We start from the raw sequence: 15,175 nt of genomic DNA, 5'->3' as shown, positions 1-15,175 counted from the left end.
AAGGTCGTACCATAAAACACTTGGGCTATACGTGTGAGATTGACTGAACGAACCTTTACCAGTGCTAGAATAAATTGGGCTAGCAAGGTGACTCGGGCTTGATGCCAACCAAAAACCCCTTTAAGCTCTTTGGTGAGTGAATTGATCTCTTTCATTGTTTTACAATTCTTCATGGTTTCGCAGCCTGAATTGTAATACCAATGAGGGATCAATTCACTTCTAACTAATTGATTTTTCTTATTTATTCAGCTTTTTGTCCTGTACATAGGCTGTACACCCAAAACTTTATGCCCAATCAGAGTTGCATTTGAACGCCAATCTGTATATATTTTCGCCACCTTTTGATTTGGTCAGATTATGAGCAGTGACTAGTTTTTGTTTACAACTCATTTGACCCGTTTTGTTTTGACCAAATTAAAATATCGCGTTAACCCTAAACGCTCTCAATTCACTTAATCTGCAAAAGAAGGAGGCTCACAGTGATAAATACTCATATGTTCATTGACACAACGGGTTTCCTTGCCAAGTATGTTTTCAGTTAATAACCAGCTGTTCATCGCTGGTTTATAGCATTACAAGCCCTATTAGCACTTACTCATTACCAGTACGCCTGGAGACTGTTTAATAGCGGCTTGGCATTGAGCCCTTCCTAAAGTTTTGTCCTCTATTGTCATACGCACCATGATGACAGAGAGAAAACAGCCAACTTTTTGTATTAAACAATGCCATTTAGGAGTGCACATTATGATTTGTTTTATAAGCCAGCCTCATTTAGGAGCAACTTGTCGTATGCCTATTTTTACATTGATCGTAAAGACACTTGATGATGAAAAAGAAAGATATAAAAGAGATTATTACCTGCTTAGGTGAAGAGCGGCGTTTGTTTTATTATCATAAGGACCGCTATTGTTTTGATCTGCTGCGTTATGCAATGGCTAAAAATAAACACCAAACCTGCAAGTTAAATCAGCTTAAGCAAAGCCAGTTTGGCCAATTTTTTACAAAAAAATCAGTCAAGGAAGCTTTATCCATTTATGGACAAGGTGAAATCAGTCAAGACCAGTTGGCGTGTTGCTGGTTAGAAAAACCATTCATTTTTGCATTAACCTTAGACTGCTGGGGTAATGGCGATAGAGGTTGGGATCAAACTTCTCGAAACCAATCTAATTTAGTCCTACAAATCAACTTTACGGGTGAGCACTTAGATAATTACTACTCACTGATAAAACCAGATAAAGATGATGAAGGTCCGTTTGCATCCGACTCGCACCCTATCAATACCAAAGGCCGCCATACTATGGCTTGGGTACGCTTAGACTTCGACCTGGACACTAATGAAGCATTAATAGAAGAAGTTCAAAATGACTGGTTAAGGGATGCCAACCGTGCTTATATGCGTCTGAAAACCAGGCGAAAAAGAAATCCCAATCTTAATCCAAGCGATGTTTGGTATAGTATTAATGGAGACTATGAGGGGTTATCTCGCTATGTTGAAACCATTTTACCCCCCTACCAACAAATTTGGGCTGAAGCATCACTGGCAGCGGCTATACAGTTTATTCGAGAAGAGCTGGGCATTACTCAAATCTACTACCACACCTATGAAACGGGAAAAAAAATAAAAGATGTAGCGCACAATCCCCCTCGATCAATCTACACCAAGCTGCCAAGACAGTTTGGCTTTAAACTTACTGCAAATACACCCGTGTTTTTACGCAACGATAAAGTCGCACGCCGCTATCTTAAAGCTATTCGCCAACCTAACTGGTATGTCATGCAGCTTTAATAGAGACGGTATACCCTGCAACTGACATGCAGCCTCAGTTATACCCTTCACGAATGATTTCTAGGTTTTGTTATCTTCACTCCTCACCCCAATCACCTATTAATATAGGTTCATGGGGCTTCGTCTCTCGATGGCCGCACCTAAAAACCATTCGTATTGGGTATATATCGGCAGGTATAGAAACAATCGCACTGGTTCAACTAGATTATTTTGATCTAGTTGAGCCGGATATTTAACGGCTATAAATTATTTGGAAGTATTCATTTTTACACAATTTGTTTATGGCAAAGAATTGCTTAATACACTCCCCTAAGTAGAACACTCAACAAACGAGAAACATTACTTTATATAAGGACTTTTAAAATATAAGGACATTCAAATCTCGCATTGCCATAATTCTACTATTGATATAAAGCTCCTTAATGTAATGCTAATTGCCTTAACGCAAACGATGTTTTTTTGGCATAATACTATTGCTTACATGCCTTGAGTGTAGGTTTTTTGAGGTGACATCATAAGGCTTAGTTAACCATCTACAAAAAACTGAGTTTTATTGCCTATCAGTGCTGACACTTACTCAATAACCCATCACAGAGCATGCTGAAATGAAAGGCTAGATAAGGTAATACTAAGTTGATTTTTTCCTACTCTACATACACCCTGAAGCAATCTATACCCAACACGTAGGGTATATTTATTATGGCATTGGTTTTACCAATAAAATATAGCTTAAGCCAAGTAGCAATAAGCTAAAAATAAAGGCATAAGTCTTCTTTTTAACAGTGAAACAAATCCCCTAATAGGGTTTGCGTAAAGGGCAACACTAACCTTTGTCTACTTAGCGTGAAGCCACTATGCTGAAAACAACATGTTGCCATGTAAGCCACAGGACTAAAGAATTAACTAAAACGGTATAAAAAGCCGGCGAGGTAATTGATAATGACTGATAGCAACGAGGGTCCTCAGGTTTTTGAAGATCTCCACTCAGCTCAATTAGTGGAGTTGGCAGTAATACGCAATGAAGGCCGTTTAGCATCAAATGGTGCATTAGTCGTTGAAACGGGAGCAAGGACGGGTCGCTCACCCAAAGACCGCTATATTGTCGATGAACCAAGCACATCAGATGCTATTGATTGGGGAGCTATAAACCGACCATTTCCTGCAGAAAACTTTGATACACTCTGGGAAGAAGTAGAACAAAGTCTAGCGGGCCGAGACCGTTTTATACAGCATTTACATGTTGGTGCTGACCTTGAACACTACTTACCTGTTCAAATGACGACAGAAACAGCCTGGCATAATTTATTTGGCAGAACCCTGTTTGTTCGCCCATCAACATACAATCCTCAAGGCAAAGAAGCCTGGCAGATTCTTAATGTACCCAGTTTCACTTGTGATCCAGCCAAGCATGGAACCCACTCTGATGGTGTTGTGATCATTAACTTTGCCAAACGTAAAGTACTACTGGCGGGTATGCGCTATGCCGGAGAAATGAAAAAAGCCATGTTCTCCGTGCAAAACTTTCTACTGCCTGAAAAGGATGTTCTCCCTATGCACTGTTCCGCTAATGTTGGGGAAAATGGTGAGACTACCCTTTTCTTTGGTTTATCCGGCACGGGTAAAACAACACTCTCCGCAGATGAGCAATGTTATTTAATTGGCGACGATGAGCACGGTTGGGCTAAAGGCAGTGTCTTCAATTTTGAGGGCGGTTGTTACGCGAAATGCATTAACCTTAGCCATGAAGCAGAGCCTGTTATTTGGAATGCGATTCGCTTTGGCGCCATTGTGGAAAATGTGGTCATTCATCATCATACCAATGAGCCGGACTATGCGGATATTTCCATGACAGAAAACAGTCGATGTGCATATCCTCTAGAACATGTACCCAAGCGTGTTCATGAAAACCGTGCTGGTGAGCCAACGGCGATCATCTTTCTCACCTGTGATATGACAGGTGTACTGCCACCTGTATCGATATTATCCAAAGAGGCTGCAGCTTATCATTTCTTAAGCGGTTATACCGCACTGGTCGGTTCAACCGAGATGGGGAGTGAAGCTGGATTGAAATCCACATTTTCAACCTGTTTTGGTGCCCCCTTCTTCCCAAGACCTGCACGAGTATATGCTGAGCTTCTTATTAAGCGTATTGAAGAATTTGGCAGTAAAGTCTTTCTGGTTAATACTGGCTGGACAGGTGGAGCTTATGGCAAAGGCGGTAAACGCTTTAGTATTCCAACGACACGTGCCGTCATTCATGCGATTCAAAATGGTGACCTGGCCGAAGTGCCAACTCAGCATTTACCCACTATTAATGTTGAAGTACCCACTCAAGTTCCTGGAGTAGATGCAACACTATTGAATCCTCGCGATACTTGGCAAGATAAGCAAGCTTACGATGATGCCGCCAAAGACTTAGTACAACAGTTTATTAATAACTTTAAAAAGTTTGACGTACCTGAAGAAATCATCCAGGCAGGTCCTCATATTGATAGCTAATAGCCGCTTTAACTAGCTATCTTCACATTTCTCGATAGCCAAGGGGATACTTCAACTATACTAAAGTTGGAGTATCCATCGACCTCTTTAATTTCCAACTTGCCCAATAAATAGATAAACCCTATCTACTGCACTTGTTTTATTAATAATTCTTTTGAGTAATTACCCAGGGCATGCCGTCCAACCTGACCTAGCGCTTCAGGTCTGGCTAGAAAGCCTGTGTTTTTCAGTGTTGATCCTCTTAGTAAGGTTAATGCTCATGGCTTATCGAGCAAGCTGAGACATGTACGATAATTAGTCTGTATAGTGAGTGCAGAGTAAGACACTTTCTGTTTGAGTGTGTCATAATCTGGATTGTTTTTTATTAATTGAGAGAAAGGTAATTCATGGAAACTATCTTTCAGCGTATTGCGGAAGAACTCGATGTTCGTCAAGTGCAAGTTGCTGCAGCCGTAGAGCTACTTGATGGTGGTGCTACTGTTCCTTTTATCGCCCGTTACCGGAAAGAAGTAACAGGTGGTCTTTCAGATACAGATTTACGTACTTTGGAAGAGCGACTGCGCTACCTCAGGGAGCTGGAAGAGCGGCGTGACACAATACTGAACAGTATTAAAGAGCAAGACAAGCTCACCCCCGAGCTGGAACAATCTATAAAACAAGCAGATACCAAAACACGGCTTGAAGATTTGTACCTGCCATATAAACCTAAACGTCGTACAAAAGCACAAATTGCACGCGAAGCTGGGCTAGAACCACTTGCCGATTTACTTTTCAATCAGCCAGAAACCTCTCCAGAACAAGCAGCTGAGTCATACATTAATGCAGATCAAGGTGTAGCGGATGTCAAAGCCGCACTTGATGGCGCTAAGTTTATTCTTATGGAACGCTTCAGCGAAAATGCTGAATTGCTCGGAAAACTAAGAGAGTTTTTATGGGAAGAAGGCGACCTGTCTTCAACAGTTGTTGCAGGTAAAGAAACTGAAGGCGCCAAATTTCAAGACTATTTTGCCCATCGTGAACCTATCAAAAAAGTACCTTCTCATCGCGCACTGGCTATTTTCAGAGGCCGTAATGAAGGTATCCTGCAAGCTGTCATTGCCGTGGGCGAAGAGCTAGAACGTGGGGCATCTCATCCTTGCGAACACATGGTTGCTGAGTTTTGGGGAGTATCTGACGAGCAACGTCCTGCCGATAAATGGTTGCAGGAAGTCGTGCGTTGGACCTGGCGCGTAAAACTGCTCAGCCAACTGGAAAGTGAACTTCTCACCCGCCTGCGAGAAGCCTCAGAAGAAGATGCTATTGCCGTTTTTGCACATAATCTAAAAGACCTTCTCCTCGCAGCCCCTGCAGGCCAGCGTTCCACCATTGGCCTGGACCCTGGTTTACGAACCGGTGTTAAAGTCGCAGTGGTCGATAACACCGGTAAGCTTGTTGAGCACACCACCATTTTCCCTCATGCGCCACAAAATGACTGGGATAGATCAGTCGCAATACTGGCAGCCCTCTGTCAAAAGCACGATGTTGAGCTGATCAGTATCGGCAATGGCACAGCGTCAAGAGAAACAGACAAGCTAGCCGGTGAACTCATCAAAAAATACCCTTCATTAAAAGTAACGAAGATTATGGTGAGTGAAGCAGGTGCTTCTGTTTATTCAGCTTCAGAACTAGCCGCAAAAGAGTTTCCAGAACTTGATGTGTCATTCCGTGGTGCGGTATCTATTGCAAGAAGGCTCCAAGATCCACTGGCAGAGCTCGTGAAAATTGAACCTAAGTCTATTGGGGTAGGCCAATACCAACATGATGTTAGCCAAACCCGCTTAGCACGATCTCTGGATGCGGTAGTTGAAGACTGTGTGAACGCTGTGGGTGTTGATGTAAACACCGCCTCCTCTCAGCTACTGCAACGAATATCAGGACTTAACCAAACGATTGCCAGCAATATTGTCAGCTTTAGAAATGAGTTTGGCGTCTTCAAAAATAGAAAAGACCTGAAAAAAGTGCCTCGTCTGGGTGAAAAAACCTTTGAACAAGCAGCAGGCTTCTTGCGTATTATGAATGGCGATAACCCATTAGATGCTTCTAGCGTCCACCCTGAAGCCTATCCTGTTGTCAAATCAATCGCTGAAATCAATCAACGTGATATACGCAATATCATAGGTGACAATGCATTTCTGAAAACACTGGACCCTGCCAAGTTTACAGATGAACACTTTGGTATCCCAACAGTTACAGACATTATCAAAGAGCTTGAAAAGCCAGGACGAGACCCTCGCCCAGAGTTTAAAACAGCCACCTTTAAAGAAGGAGTAGAAACACTGGCTGACCTCAAACCCAATATGACATTGGAAGGGGTTGTTACCAATGTCACTAACTTTGGGGCATTCGTTGATATTGGTGTGCATCAGGATGGGCTGGTCCATATCTCCGCTTTATCAGATACCTTTGTTAAAGACCCTCGTGATGTGGTTAAGGCAGGGGATATTGTTAAGGTGAAAGTGCTGGAAGTGGATATTCCTCGCAAGCGGATTGGTCTGACAATGCGCATGACAGATACGGCGGAAGACTTCAAAGCACAAAAAGATCAACCTCGTGCAGAAAGGAAAGCAACAGGCGGTAATAAAAAAGGACGGACAGCCAGTGCCTCAAGTAAGCCTGCTGGCGGGACTTTTGCCGATCTGTTTGCTAATGCTAAAAGCCTCAAAAAGAAATAATTACACTCTTGGTCTCTGGCGCTATCCAGAGACCATGCCCAACCTTTCGCTTTTGATTCCTTCTTTAGCTACAACCTGATTATAATTCTACCCACTCAATTACTGTCTCAATGTTATTTTGCTAAAGACCGGTGTTATACCTTGCAAAAAAACGTATACACCTTTGTTTTCGGCTCAACATCCCGCTTAATAAAGCAAAAATGCTGATAACATTCGCACATAACCCGATAGAGATGGTATACCTTAGTATAAGGTAACTTGTAGTGATGATGACTCATCCCCATATAGTGTTCTCCACTCATCTGATTAGCTTAAGGAAGCGTTGTTTTGGCTAACTTAGCAGACCGGCTTAAGTTGTTAAGCCAGCCGGTAAACCGCCAACTGCTCAAAGCAACACGGCGCGGCATTGAAAAAGAAAGTTTACGAGTCTCCCCTAACGGTTTCTTAGCTCAAACTCCTCACCCACTGGCGTTGGGTTCCAAGCTAACACACCCCTATATCACAACAGATTATTCAGAAGCACTACTGGAATTTATTACGCCCGCCTTTACGGACATTGATACGACGCTTGGCTTTCAGCATGATTTGCATCGATTTACCCAGCAGCATTTAGCAGATGAGTTACTTTGGGTTAACAGTATGCCCTGTATTTTAACGGGAGATGAGAATATCCCTATTGCTTATTATGGTGAATCCAATATAGGCAGAATGAAGTATATTTATCGCGAAGGTTTAGCTCATCGCTACGGTAAAGCAATGCAAACCATTGCGGGAATACATTATAATTTTTCTCTTGCCCCAGAAGTATGGTCACTACTTAGCGACTATGAGCAAACAAGTTTACACGAAAAAAATCAGCACGATTTACAGTCAAGCAGCTATTTAAACCTTATTCGCAACTTTCGGCGCTTAAGCTGGTTATTAATGTATTTATTTGGTGCGTCACCTGCGGTATGTCGTTCCTTTTTCAGCCATACCAACCACCAGTTGCATGACTTTGACGACTATACTGTTTATTTACCTTACGCGACTTCGCTGCGCATGAGTGACTTAGGCTATCAGAACAATGCGCAGTCTGGCTTAAATATTTGCTACAACACATTACCAACATATATAGAGTCCCTTGAGCACGCAATTCGTACCCCCTTTCCTGATTATGAGAAAATAGGTCTCACTAAAGATGGCCATTATTTGCAGCTTAATACCAATATCCTGCAAATTGAAAATGAATATTACAATGCCATTCGCCCCAAGCGTACTATAGAATCAGGCGAACGCCCTGCCCGTGCTTTGCAGGCAAGAGGTATCGAGTATATTGAGGTGCGCTGCCTGGATTTAAACCCATTTGACGCTATTGGTATAAACGCCTCACAAGCCGCATTTATGGATGTATTCTTAACCTATTGTGCTTTAGCTGAAAGCCCCACAATCACCACACCAGAATGCGAAGCCATCACTCATAACTTTACACATGTGGTGTTAGAGGGAAGAAAGCCAGGATTGCAGCTTCAAAAACAGGGAAAACCCATCCTACTAGCTCATTGGGCAAAAGAAATTATTGATTCACTGATGCCTGTCGCTGCACTGCTTGATGATGCCCATGGAGCAAACCATCACCAGGAAAGCTTACAGCAAGCATTACAAAAAGTAGAAAACCCAGAATTGACACCATCTGGACAATTACTACACACACTCTCAGAAAAACAATACAGTTTCAGCGAGTTCACACTGATCCAGTCAAAGCAACATGCTGAAACATTTAAACAAACGCCAATAGCCGCTGATACACAGCAAATGTTGGAAGTACTAGTTAAACAATCCCTTCAACAGCAAGCTGAAATTGAAGCTGCACCACAGGAAGCATTTGAGACTTTTTTAGCTAAGTATTACACATAAATAATTAACATGTGCGGCAAGCTATTTGCTTTTATTAGTCTTATGACTTGCTGCACAAGCTATTTATGATCACGTTATTCGCTAACTAGCGCTGTACTACAATATTCTTAAATAACAAATCTTCAACTAAAGGCTCACCTTCTTCTTCTTTAAAAAAAGCTTGCACTTGATGTAAGGCATCATTCCGCAATCTTTCTTTACCAGCAACCGTATCAACATCATCGACTTTTTGAGCACTGAGCAACAAAACTAATAAATCACGTACTGCAGCAATATGCTGACTTACTTTTGCTTTAGCTACATCTCCGGTAATTTTGAAGGCAATATCCGCTTTTAGATACTGCATACGTTTCGTCTTACTTGATAAATTAACTATGATGGGAGGATTAACATCAAGATACGCCACTTGAGGCACTTCCTCATCTGCAGACAAAAGTGTGGCAAAACAAAAACTAAAAACCAATACCGTTAAGGCCAACAGACTAATCTGATAAGCAGCTCTTTGTCTCACGCGCTTCCCTCCCCAAACACCGTTTTACGTCCCTGTTTTAGGTTATTAGTGAACAATTTTAGCAGCTCATAGACTAAAAAAAGAAAGCTCACACAAATATGTCCCTAGCGTTACTTTTCTTGAGTGACGTTAGTCAATCGTTTGTAGTTTATAGATCGTTACAGGTATATTTGTGGATGCAACTGACTTACTGTATTCAATATTATGTACATGATTGTTGACTAACTTTCTCGGCAGGAGACTCTTCATGGGCTTACCACAATCTCGCCCTTTGTTCTTTTTGGCATTTTTGACCTGTGCTGGCCTTATTGGAGGCGCATTGTTTTTTCAGCATGGTTTAGGACTTGAGCCCTGTCCACTGTGTATTGTTCAACGCATTATTGTGATAACAATTGGTGTGATTTGCTTGCTGGCCTCTATTCACAACCCTGGTAACGTTGGTTACCGCATTTATGCTGGACTCACTGCTTTAATTGCAGGGACTGGTATTGGTGTAGCCAGTAGGCAAGTCTGGCTGCAGAGCTTACCACCAGATCAAGTCCCTGAGTGTGCTCCTCCACTCGATGTGTTAGTAGATATGCTACCTTGGCAAGAACTGCTAACAGTCATGTTCACAGGCACTGGTGACTGCGCTGAAGTTCAATGGACATTTCTTGGGCTAAGTATTCCTGGCTGGTCACTCGTTGCATTTATTGGTTTCTTTTGCTTTGCGATGATCGAATTATTCCGCCAACGTCCCAAACGTATGTTTTCATAAGCAAACACAATATTTAGTGTATTCGTTGATATAGTCGTTAAACCCTATATCCAAATTAAAGGGCACCACTCTACCTACCCTTCACCCGTCATATATTTCTAGGTTTGTAGTTGGCGCTCTTGAGCACCACAGTTGGAGGGAATGCGGCTTGGGGGATGTCATGCAATGGCTGCTATCGCCAGTCTTAATAAACCAGACTAGCCCCACTAAAAACGCTTTGTATAAAGTATACCCAATACGAATGGTTTTTAGGTGCGGCCATCGAGTGACGAAGTCCCATGAGCCTATATTAATCGGTGATTGGGGTGAGGAGTGACGATAACAAAACCTAGAAATCATTCGTGAAGGGTATATATCTGGCTTTTCTTTAGGTTATTTTCTCGCTCTTATTGCTGCAAACAAGTACATGACCTTTCCATTAAGCAATTATTGCACTTGCTGCTTTCCTGCCACTGGCCTAATCTACCGTTAAAAAACAAACTTCATCACACCTGTAAATAAGTATGTAGTAACATAGCATCGTCGCACACGCTAAATAGCTTTCGCGAAGGGTGTAATACATAAAATAATAGTTGAATGGTATGCATAAGGGGAAAATGAATGCTTGAAGGTTGTCATAATGCGAAAGAACGCTGGGGTGGAGTGTCAGAGATCATTGATCGATGGTTAAATGAGCGACAAGAGCTCATTGTTTTATATTGCGATATCAATGGGCTCAATGGTATTAAAGAAAAAAATACTCAAAATCAAATTAAATACGAGAAACTCCAGGCCCTGTGCCAACTCATGATGGACTATGTCTCTGCCGGACATTTTGAAGTCTATGAACAATTGTTAAGAGAGGGAAAAGAGTTTGATGATGGGGGTATTGAAGTTGCTAAACAACTCTATCCTCTCATTCAAAAGACAACCGAGATATGTCTACATTTTAATGATAAATATGACAGTCAAGCCAGCTGTAAATCCAAGCAAGATCAATTGCGTGAAGACCTTTCACAGCTAGGTCAAGCAATGGAAGAACGTTTTACTTATGAAGACCAGCTGATTGAAGTTCTTCACAACGCACATAAAGAGCTGCTTTCTGAATAGTCTTTAGTACAGCTCATACTTTTACTAGTTTGGATAGCGGGGTTTTAATAGCAAAGCTCCGTCCACCCCTTTTTTCAAGGGCCACTTGCGCCCTCTCCAGAGCATTCATTCTAAAAAACATCTAGCCTTGACTCTGAAGCATACTTTAGGCTCTATGCTTATGGCGTGGAGGCAATTTATGGAAACGAGTCTTAGTATTGGCACACTAGCCAAAGAGTGCGGCCTGACCGTAGAGGCAATCCGTTATTATGAAAAGCAAGGGCTGATGCCAAAGCCTCATCGAACGGAATCAGGCTATCGCTTTTACAAAACAACCGATATTGATCGTTTAAGCTTTATTTTGCGTTTAAAACGCTTAGGTTTTTCCCTAAAAGAGATAAGAGAACTTCTCTTACTTAAGTCAGCACCCGAAAAAAATCACCAGCAAATTCATCAACTGGCTGAAGAAAAACTGGAAGATATTGAGCACCGAATCAAAGATATGCTTCGCGTTCGCCATGATTTAGTCACCCTCCTGAAAAGCTGCTCAAAAGCACATCAGGATTCATCTTGCCCAATACTTAACGCATCTAACCCTTTAGCCAAGGATTCGTAGTCATGACAGCATTTATAGAAAACTTAATCGCCCTTACCAATGCTGCATCACCCTGGCTGCTTCTTGGCTTGGTACTCGCCGGATTAATGAAAACCTGGCTACCACAGCAACATTTGCAACGCTGGCTCGGCAAGCCAGGACTATCAGCAACTATTCGTGCAGCAATTATTGGTGCGCCACTCCCTTTGTGTTCTTGTGGCGTCGTGCCTGTTGCGATGGAACTGCACCGCAAAGGGGCTTCTAAAGGAGCTACTTTATCATTTTTAGTCTCAACGCCAGAAAATGGTGTTGACTCTGTGACCCTAAGCTATGGGATGCTAGGTCCCTTCATGGCTATTATTCGTCCAGTCTATGGCATTTTTTTAGCGATATTGACGGGTATTCTCGGAGAGAAACTGACAGAAAAAGATACACAGCATGCAACAAACTATTCTTGTGGCGGTTGCTGCGGAAATAGTGAGAATACTCGTCAAGTTCAGGCGAAAACAACCACTTGGGAAGGCGTACGCTATGCAATTACTCAACTCTATGATGATATGCTGGGTTGGCTGCTTATCGGATTAATCATAGCTGGCCTAGTCATGACATTCCTGCCATCTTCAGCACTCAGTGACTGGGGGCATGGCGTTTTTGCTATGCTATTTATGCTCGTTGCAGGCATACCCATGTATATCTGTGCTACAGCATCGACACCACTGGCTGCCGCATTATTGCTTGCTGGAATTTCTCCAGGAACAGTGCTTGTATTTTTATTGGCGGGACCAGCAACCAATCTGGGAACCTTAGGCATCATTCGCAAGGAACTAGGACACCGTGCGTTTTTAGGCTACATTATTGCTATCAGCGTTGGCTGTATTAGTTTTGGATTAATGACAGATTTGATTGTTAATTTATTTCAAATAAATATTTCTGCCCAAATACAGCCTGAACATGCTTTATTTCCTGCTTGGTTTAATGCTACGTGCAGCATTATTTTAGTATTACTGGCTATCAAACCTTTAAGAAGACAACTGCTGCCTGCCTAGCGTTTATAGAAATCAAGTTCATTTCGCACCTTTCCTCCCCTGACTGAGGCTATCAATAAGATAGTTTCAGTCAATACTCACCACTTAAGTAAAAGCTGCTAACCTGTATTTATATCCTTTATGAGTGATATTTAAATCCTGACTTTTTACTACTATTGCCACAACTAAGTATCTAAGTCAGAGAGCAACATACTCTATAAATTGTATGACTTAAATAATACTTCTGTTTAATCATTATGTACCCCTTTCCCAAACTACCCATCATTATCCTTCTTATCTTCCTAATGATTGGCTGTACCCAAAAAGAAGAGAAGTTTTGGGAGTTAGCAATCGTTGGCAACACCGCCAGTGCACTGTCCCCTGATGGCCAGCTTGCCATGATTGGTTCAATTAATCACGGTGGCAGCCTTTGGCGGATGCCAGCCTATGAGCGACGGTTTAACTGGAACCACCAAGAAGGTGTTTTCAGCTATCTCGTTGCAGTCGCATTTTCAGGCAATAATGAGTTAGCAGCTACTGCTGATAATTTGCAAACCCTTGTGCTATGGTCATCTTTAACAGGTGAACCTCAAGCATTTTGGCGTGCCCCTGGCGATGTTTCCAGTATCGTATTATCCAGCGATGGCAATAATGCTTTGTTAGGTCTGTTAGATAATCGCGCCATTTTATTTAATATTAAAAATGGGGGGGTTGAGCGCACTTATCTTCATGCTGATCGAGTTAATGCAGTGGCTATGTCTGGTGATGGAGTGATGGTGCTTTCTGGATCGGATGACTACACAGCTAAATTATGGGATACAGCAACAGGTAAACTGCTTCATAATTGGGATATGGGAAATAAAGTCGTTGCCGTGTCACTTTCAGCAAATCATCGTTTCGCATTCATTGCAGCAGCAAACAGTTTTGCTCAAGTTCGCGACACTAAAACAGGCAACCTGGTTTATGATGTTAACCCTCATGCAGAATGGATGGGGCGCGGTCCCACTCTTGTCAGCGCAATTTTCTCGGATAATGAGCAAAAGCTATTAACAGGAACAACCAATCGCGAAATAAAACTGCATGATTTACAACAAAAAAAAGTGATAAAGCATTGGCAGGTCAGTCGCAGACAAGCCTGGAAGCCTACAGGTGTTGCTATACAGGCATTGGCTTTTGGGCAAGATCAATTTTATGCTATTGGCTCTAATGGTCTCATGTATGTCTTACGCTGACCTGAAAAAAAGCCAGTAGCTTTTATGACATTGTACGGTAAACAAGGAGTAAGTCAGTAGTGGCGATGATAATGAATAGTCATCGCCAACTACTCATAAGTACCTTTTAGTGAAAAGGTGCAATATTAAGTCACAAGTTACTTAATATTATCTAACTTTTTTTGGGTTCTTCTTTCTTTTCAGCCTTTTCAGCCTTTTCAGCCTTTTCAGCATTTTCTACTTTTTCAGGTTTCTTGATCTCTTTCAGCTCAACTTTAAAGATGAGTGTAGAGTTTGGACTGATTTTATTTGGAATACCACCTGGTCCATAAGCAAGTTCAGAGGGGATATAAAGCTCCCAAACAGAGCCTTGAGGCATTAGCTGTAGCGCTTCTGTCCAGCCCGGAATAACCTGATTCACACCAAATGTCGCAGGTTCGCCACGCTTATAAGAGCTATCAAAAATGTTTCCATCTAAAGTTCGGCCTTCATAATGAACAACCACTGTGCTCTCAGCCTTTGGTTTTTCACCTTCGCCTTTAGTAATTACTTTGTACTGTAAGCCAGAGTCAGTCTTGATAATCCCATCAGCTTTAGCATTTTTTTCTAAAAATGCCTTTTCTTTCGCTAAATTTTCTTTGGCTTCTTTTTCCATACGCTTTTGAGCACGCTCATAGCTTTCACGCTGAGCTTTTTGAATGATTTTGATCATTTCCTGCTCATCAATCGCAGTTTTTTCTTCTTTCAATACATTAGCCATTGCTGCAGACATGACATTTAAGTCCAGGTCATCATATTTAAAGTCTGCTTTCAGCCGTTGCGCAAACATAACACCCAGGCTGTAGCTGAGCTTCTGTTTGTCGTTGGTTAATTTAACAGGTTCTGCAAATACCTGTGAAGCTGTCGCCAACACCAAACCGGCTGTTAATACTTTTAATTTCATGATCTTCTCATAGTAAGTTGGTTGAATTATGTCCTTAGCACTACGCACCCATAAGGATACTGCAGTTTTGAGCCCTTTAGCCTTAGAAAGTTCGCCTGTGGCTGTTTCAGCCGACAAGTGCATAACTTCCAGTCCAATCGGCAGGCAACCAATTTTAGGGTTGACCGCATCAT

11 protein-coding genes and 1 pseudogene are annotated in these 15,175 nt (G+C 42.0%); 9 read left to right on the top strand and 3 right to left on the bottom strand.

The features are described 5' to 3' along the window. Positions 1-155 (bottom strand): annotated as a pseudogene (locus tag F607_RS35980) (IS4 family transposase); the annotation flags it as partial. Between the two features lie 668 nt (positions 156-823). Here F607_RS35980 and F607_RS0107500 point away from each other — a divergent pair. The 4 genes from F607_RS0107500 (at position 824) to gshA (ending at position 8,892) form a co-directional block, all read left to right on the top strand. Then, entirely contained in the window at positions 824-1,786 is a 963-nt protein-coding gene (locus F607_RS0107500) for a hypothetical protein (protein WP_157365397.1), read from the top strand. Positions 1,787-2,725: 939 nt separating this feature from the next. Then, a complete protein-coding gene (locus tag F607_RS0107495; protein ID WP_038290508.1) occupies positions 2,726-4,285 on the top strand; it encodes a phosphoenolpyruvate carboxykinase in 1,560 nt (519 codons plus the stop codon). A gap of 386 nt (positions 4,286-4,671) precedes the next feature. Further along, entirely contained in the window at positions 4,672-6,996 is a 2,325-nt protein-coding gene (locus F607_RS0107490) for a Tex family protein (RefSeq protein WP_027707595.1), read from the top strand. Between the two features lie 327 nt (positions 6,997-7,323). Next, on the top strand, positions 7,324-8,892 hold the full coding sequence (gene gshA, locus F607_RS0107485; RefSeq protein WP_027707594.1) for a glutamate--cysteine ligase: 1,569 nt from the start codon (positions 7,324-7,326) through the stop codon (positions 8,890-8,892). 85 nt (positions 8,893-8,977) lie between these two features. Here the strand turns inward: gshA and F607_RS0107480 are convergent, their stop codons facing one another. Beyond that, a complete protein-coding gene (locus tag F607_RS0107480) occupies positions 8,978-9,403 on the bottom strand; it encodes a flagellar basal body-associated FliL family protein (RefSeq protein WP_051311086.1) in 426 nt (141 codons plus the stop codon). A 247-nt stretch (positions 9,404-9,650) separates the two neighbouring features. Between F607_RS0107480 and F607_RS0107475 the strand changes: the two genes are divergently transcribed. From F607_RS0107475 to F607_RS0107455, 5 genes are all read left to right on the top strand, one after another. After that, positions 9,651-10,160, top strand: a complete 510-nt coding sequence (locus F607_RS0107475) for a disulfide bond formation protein B (protein ID WP_027707592.1) — start codon at positions 9,651-9,653, stop codon at positions 10,158-10,160. 600 nt (positions 10,161-10,760) lie between these two features. Beyond that, positions 10,761-11,249 (top strand): Rsd/AlgQ family anti-sigma factor, encoded by a 489-nt coding sequence (locus F607_RS0107470; protein WP_027707591.1) that lies wholly within the window; start codon positions 10,761-10,763, stop codon positions 11,247-11,249. A gap of 178 nt (positions 11,250-11,427) precedes the next feature. Next, positions 11,428-11,844 (top strand): heavy metal-responsive transcriptional regulator, encoded by a 417-nt coding sequence (locus tag F607_RS0107465; protein ID WP_027707590.1) that lies wholly within the window; start codon positions 11,428-11,430, stop codon positions 11,842-11,844. A gap of 2 nt (positions 11,845-11,846) precedes the next feature. After that, on the top strand, positions 11,847-12,869 hold the full coding sequence (locus tag F607_RS0107460) for an SO_0444 family Cu/Zn efflux transporter (RefSeq protein WP_038290505.1): 1,023 nt from the start codon (positions 11,847-11,849) through the stop codon (positions 12,867-12,869). Between the two features lie 236 nt (positions 12,870-13,105). Further along, on the top strand, positions 13,106-14,080 hold the full coding sequence (locus tag F607_RS0107455) for a WD40 repeat domain-containing protein (protein WP_038290502.1): 975 nt from the start codon (positions 13,106-13,108) through the stop codon (positions 14,078-14,080). A 151-nt stretch (positions 14,081-14,231) separates the two neighbouring features. Here F607_RS0107455 and F607_RS28610 read toward each other — a convergent pair whose 3' ends face one another. Next, positions 14,232-15,002 carry a BamJ family beta-barrel-assembly machinery protein gene (locus F607_RS28610; RefSeq protein WP_084611154.1) on the bottom strand — a complete coding sequence of 257 codons (771 nt, stop codon included), beginning with the start codon at positions 15,000-15,002 and terminating at the stop codon, positions 14,232-14,234. Positions 15,003-15,175 lie beyond the last annotated feature (173 nt).

Origin of the sequence: Zooshikella ganghwensis DSM 15267, from assembly GCF_000428585.1 — a bacterium.
Classification (GTDB): Bacteria; Pseudomonadota; Gammaproteobacteria; order Pseudomonadales; family Zooshikellaceae; genus Zooshikella; species Zooshikella ganghwensis.
Note: the sequence above shows the minus strand (reverse complement) of the source record. Positions and strands in the feature narration are given on the sequence as shown.

What these genes read in the sequence shown, in the direction of transcription:
- F607_RS0107460 (WP_038290505.1), top strand. Translation starts at nt 11,847, where the DNA reads ATGACAGCATTTATAGAAAACTTAATCGCCCTTACCAATGCTGCATCA.
- F607_RS0107470 (WP_027707591.1), top strand. Translation starts at nt 10,761, where the DNA reads ATGCTTGAAGGTTGTCATAATGCGAAAGAACGCTGGGGTGGAGTGTCA.
- F607_RS0107465 (WP_027707590.1), top strand. Translation starts at nt 11,428, where the DNA reads ATGGAAACGAGTCTTAGTATTGGCACACTAGCCAAAGAGTGCGGCCTG.
- F607_RS0107490 (WP_027707595.1), top strand. Translation starts at nt 4,672, where the DNA reads ATGGAAACTATCTTTCAGCGTATTGCGGAAGAACTCGATGTTCGTCAA.
- F607_RS0107455 (WP_038290502.1), top strand. Translation starts at nt 13,106, where the DNA reads ATGTACCCCTTTCCCAAACTACCCATCATTATCCTTCTTATCTTCCTA.
- F607_RS28610 (WP_084611154.1), bottom strand. Translation starts at nt 15,002, where the DNA reads ATGAAATTAAAAGTATTAACAGCCGGTTTGGTGTTGGCGACAGCTTCA.
- F607_RS0107475 (WP_027707592.1), top strand. Translation starts at nt 9,651, where the DNA reads ATGGGCTTACCACAATCTCGCCCTTTGTTCTTTTTGGCATTTTTGACC.
- F607_RS0107500 (WP_157365397.1), top strand. Translation starts at nt 824, where the DNA reads ATGATGAAAAAGAAAGATATAAAAGAGATTATTACCTGCTTAGGTGAA.
- F607_RS0107495 (WP_038290508.1), top strand. Translation starts at nt 2,726, where the DNA reads ATGACTGATAGCAACGAGGGTCCTCAGGTTTTTGAAGATCTCCACTCA.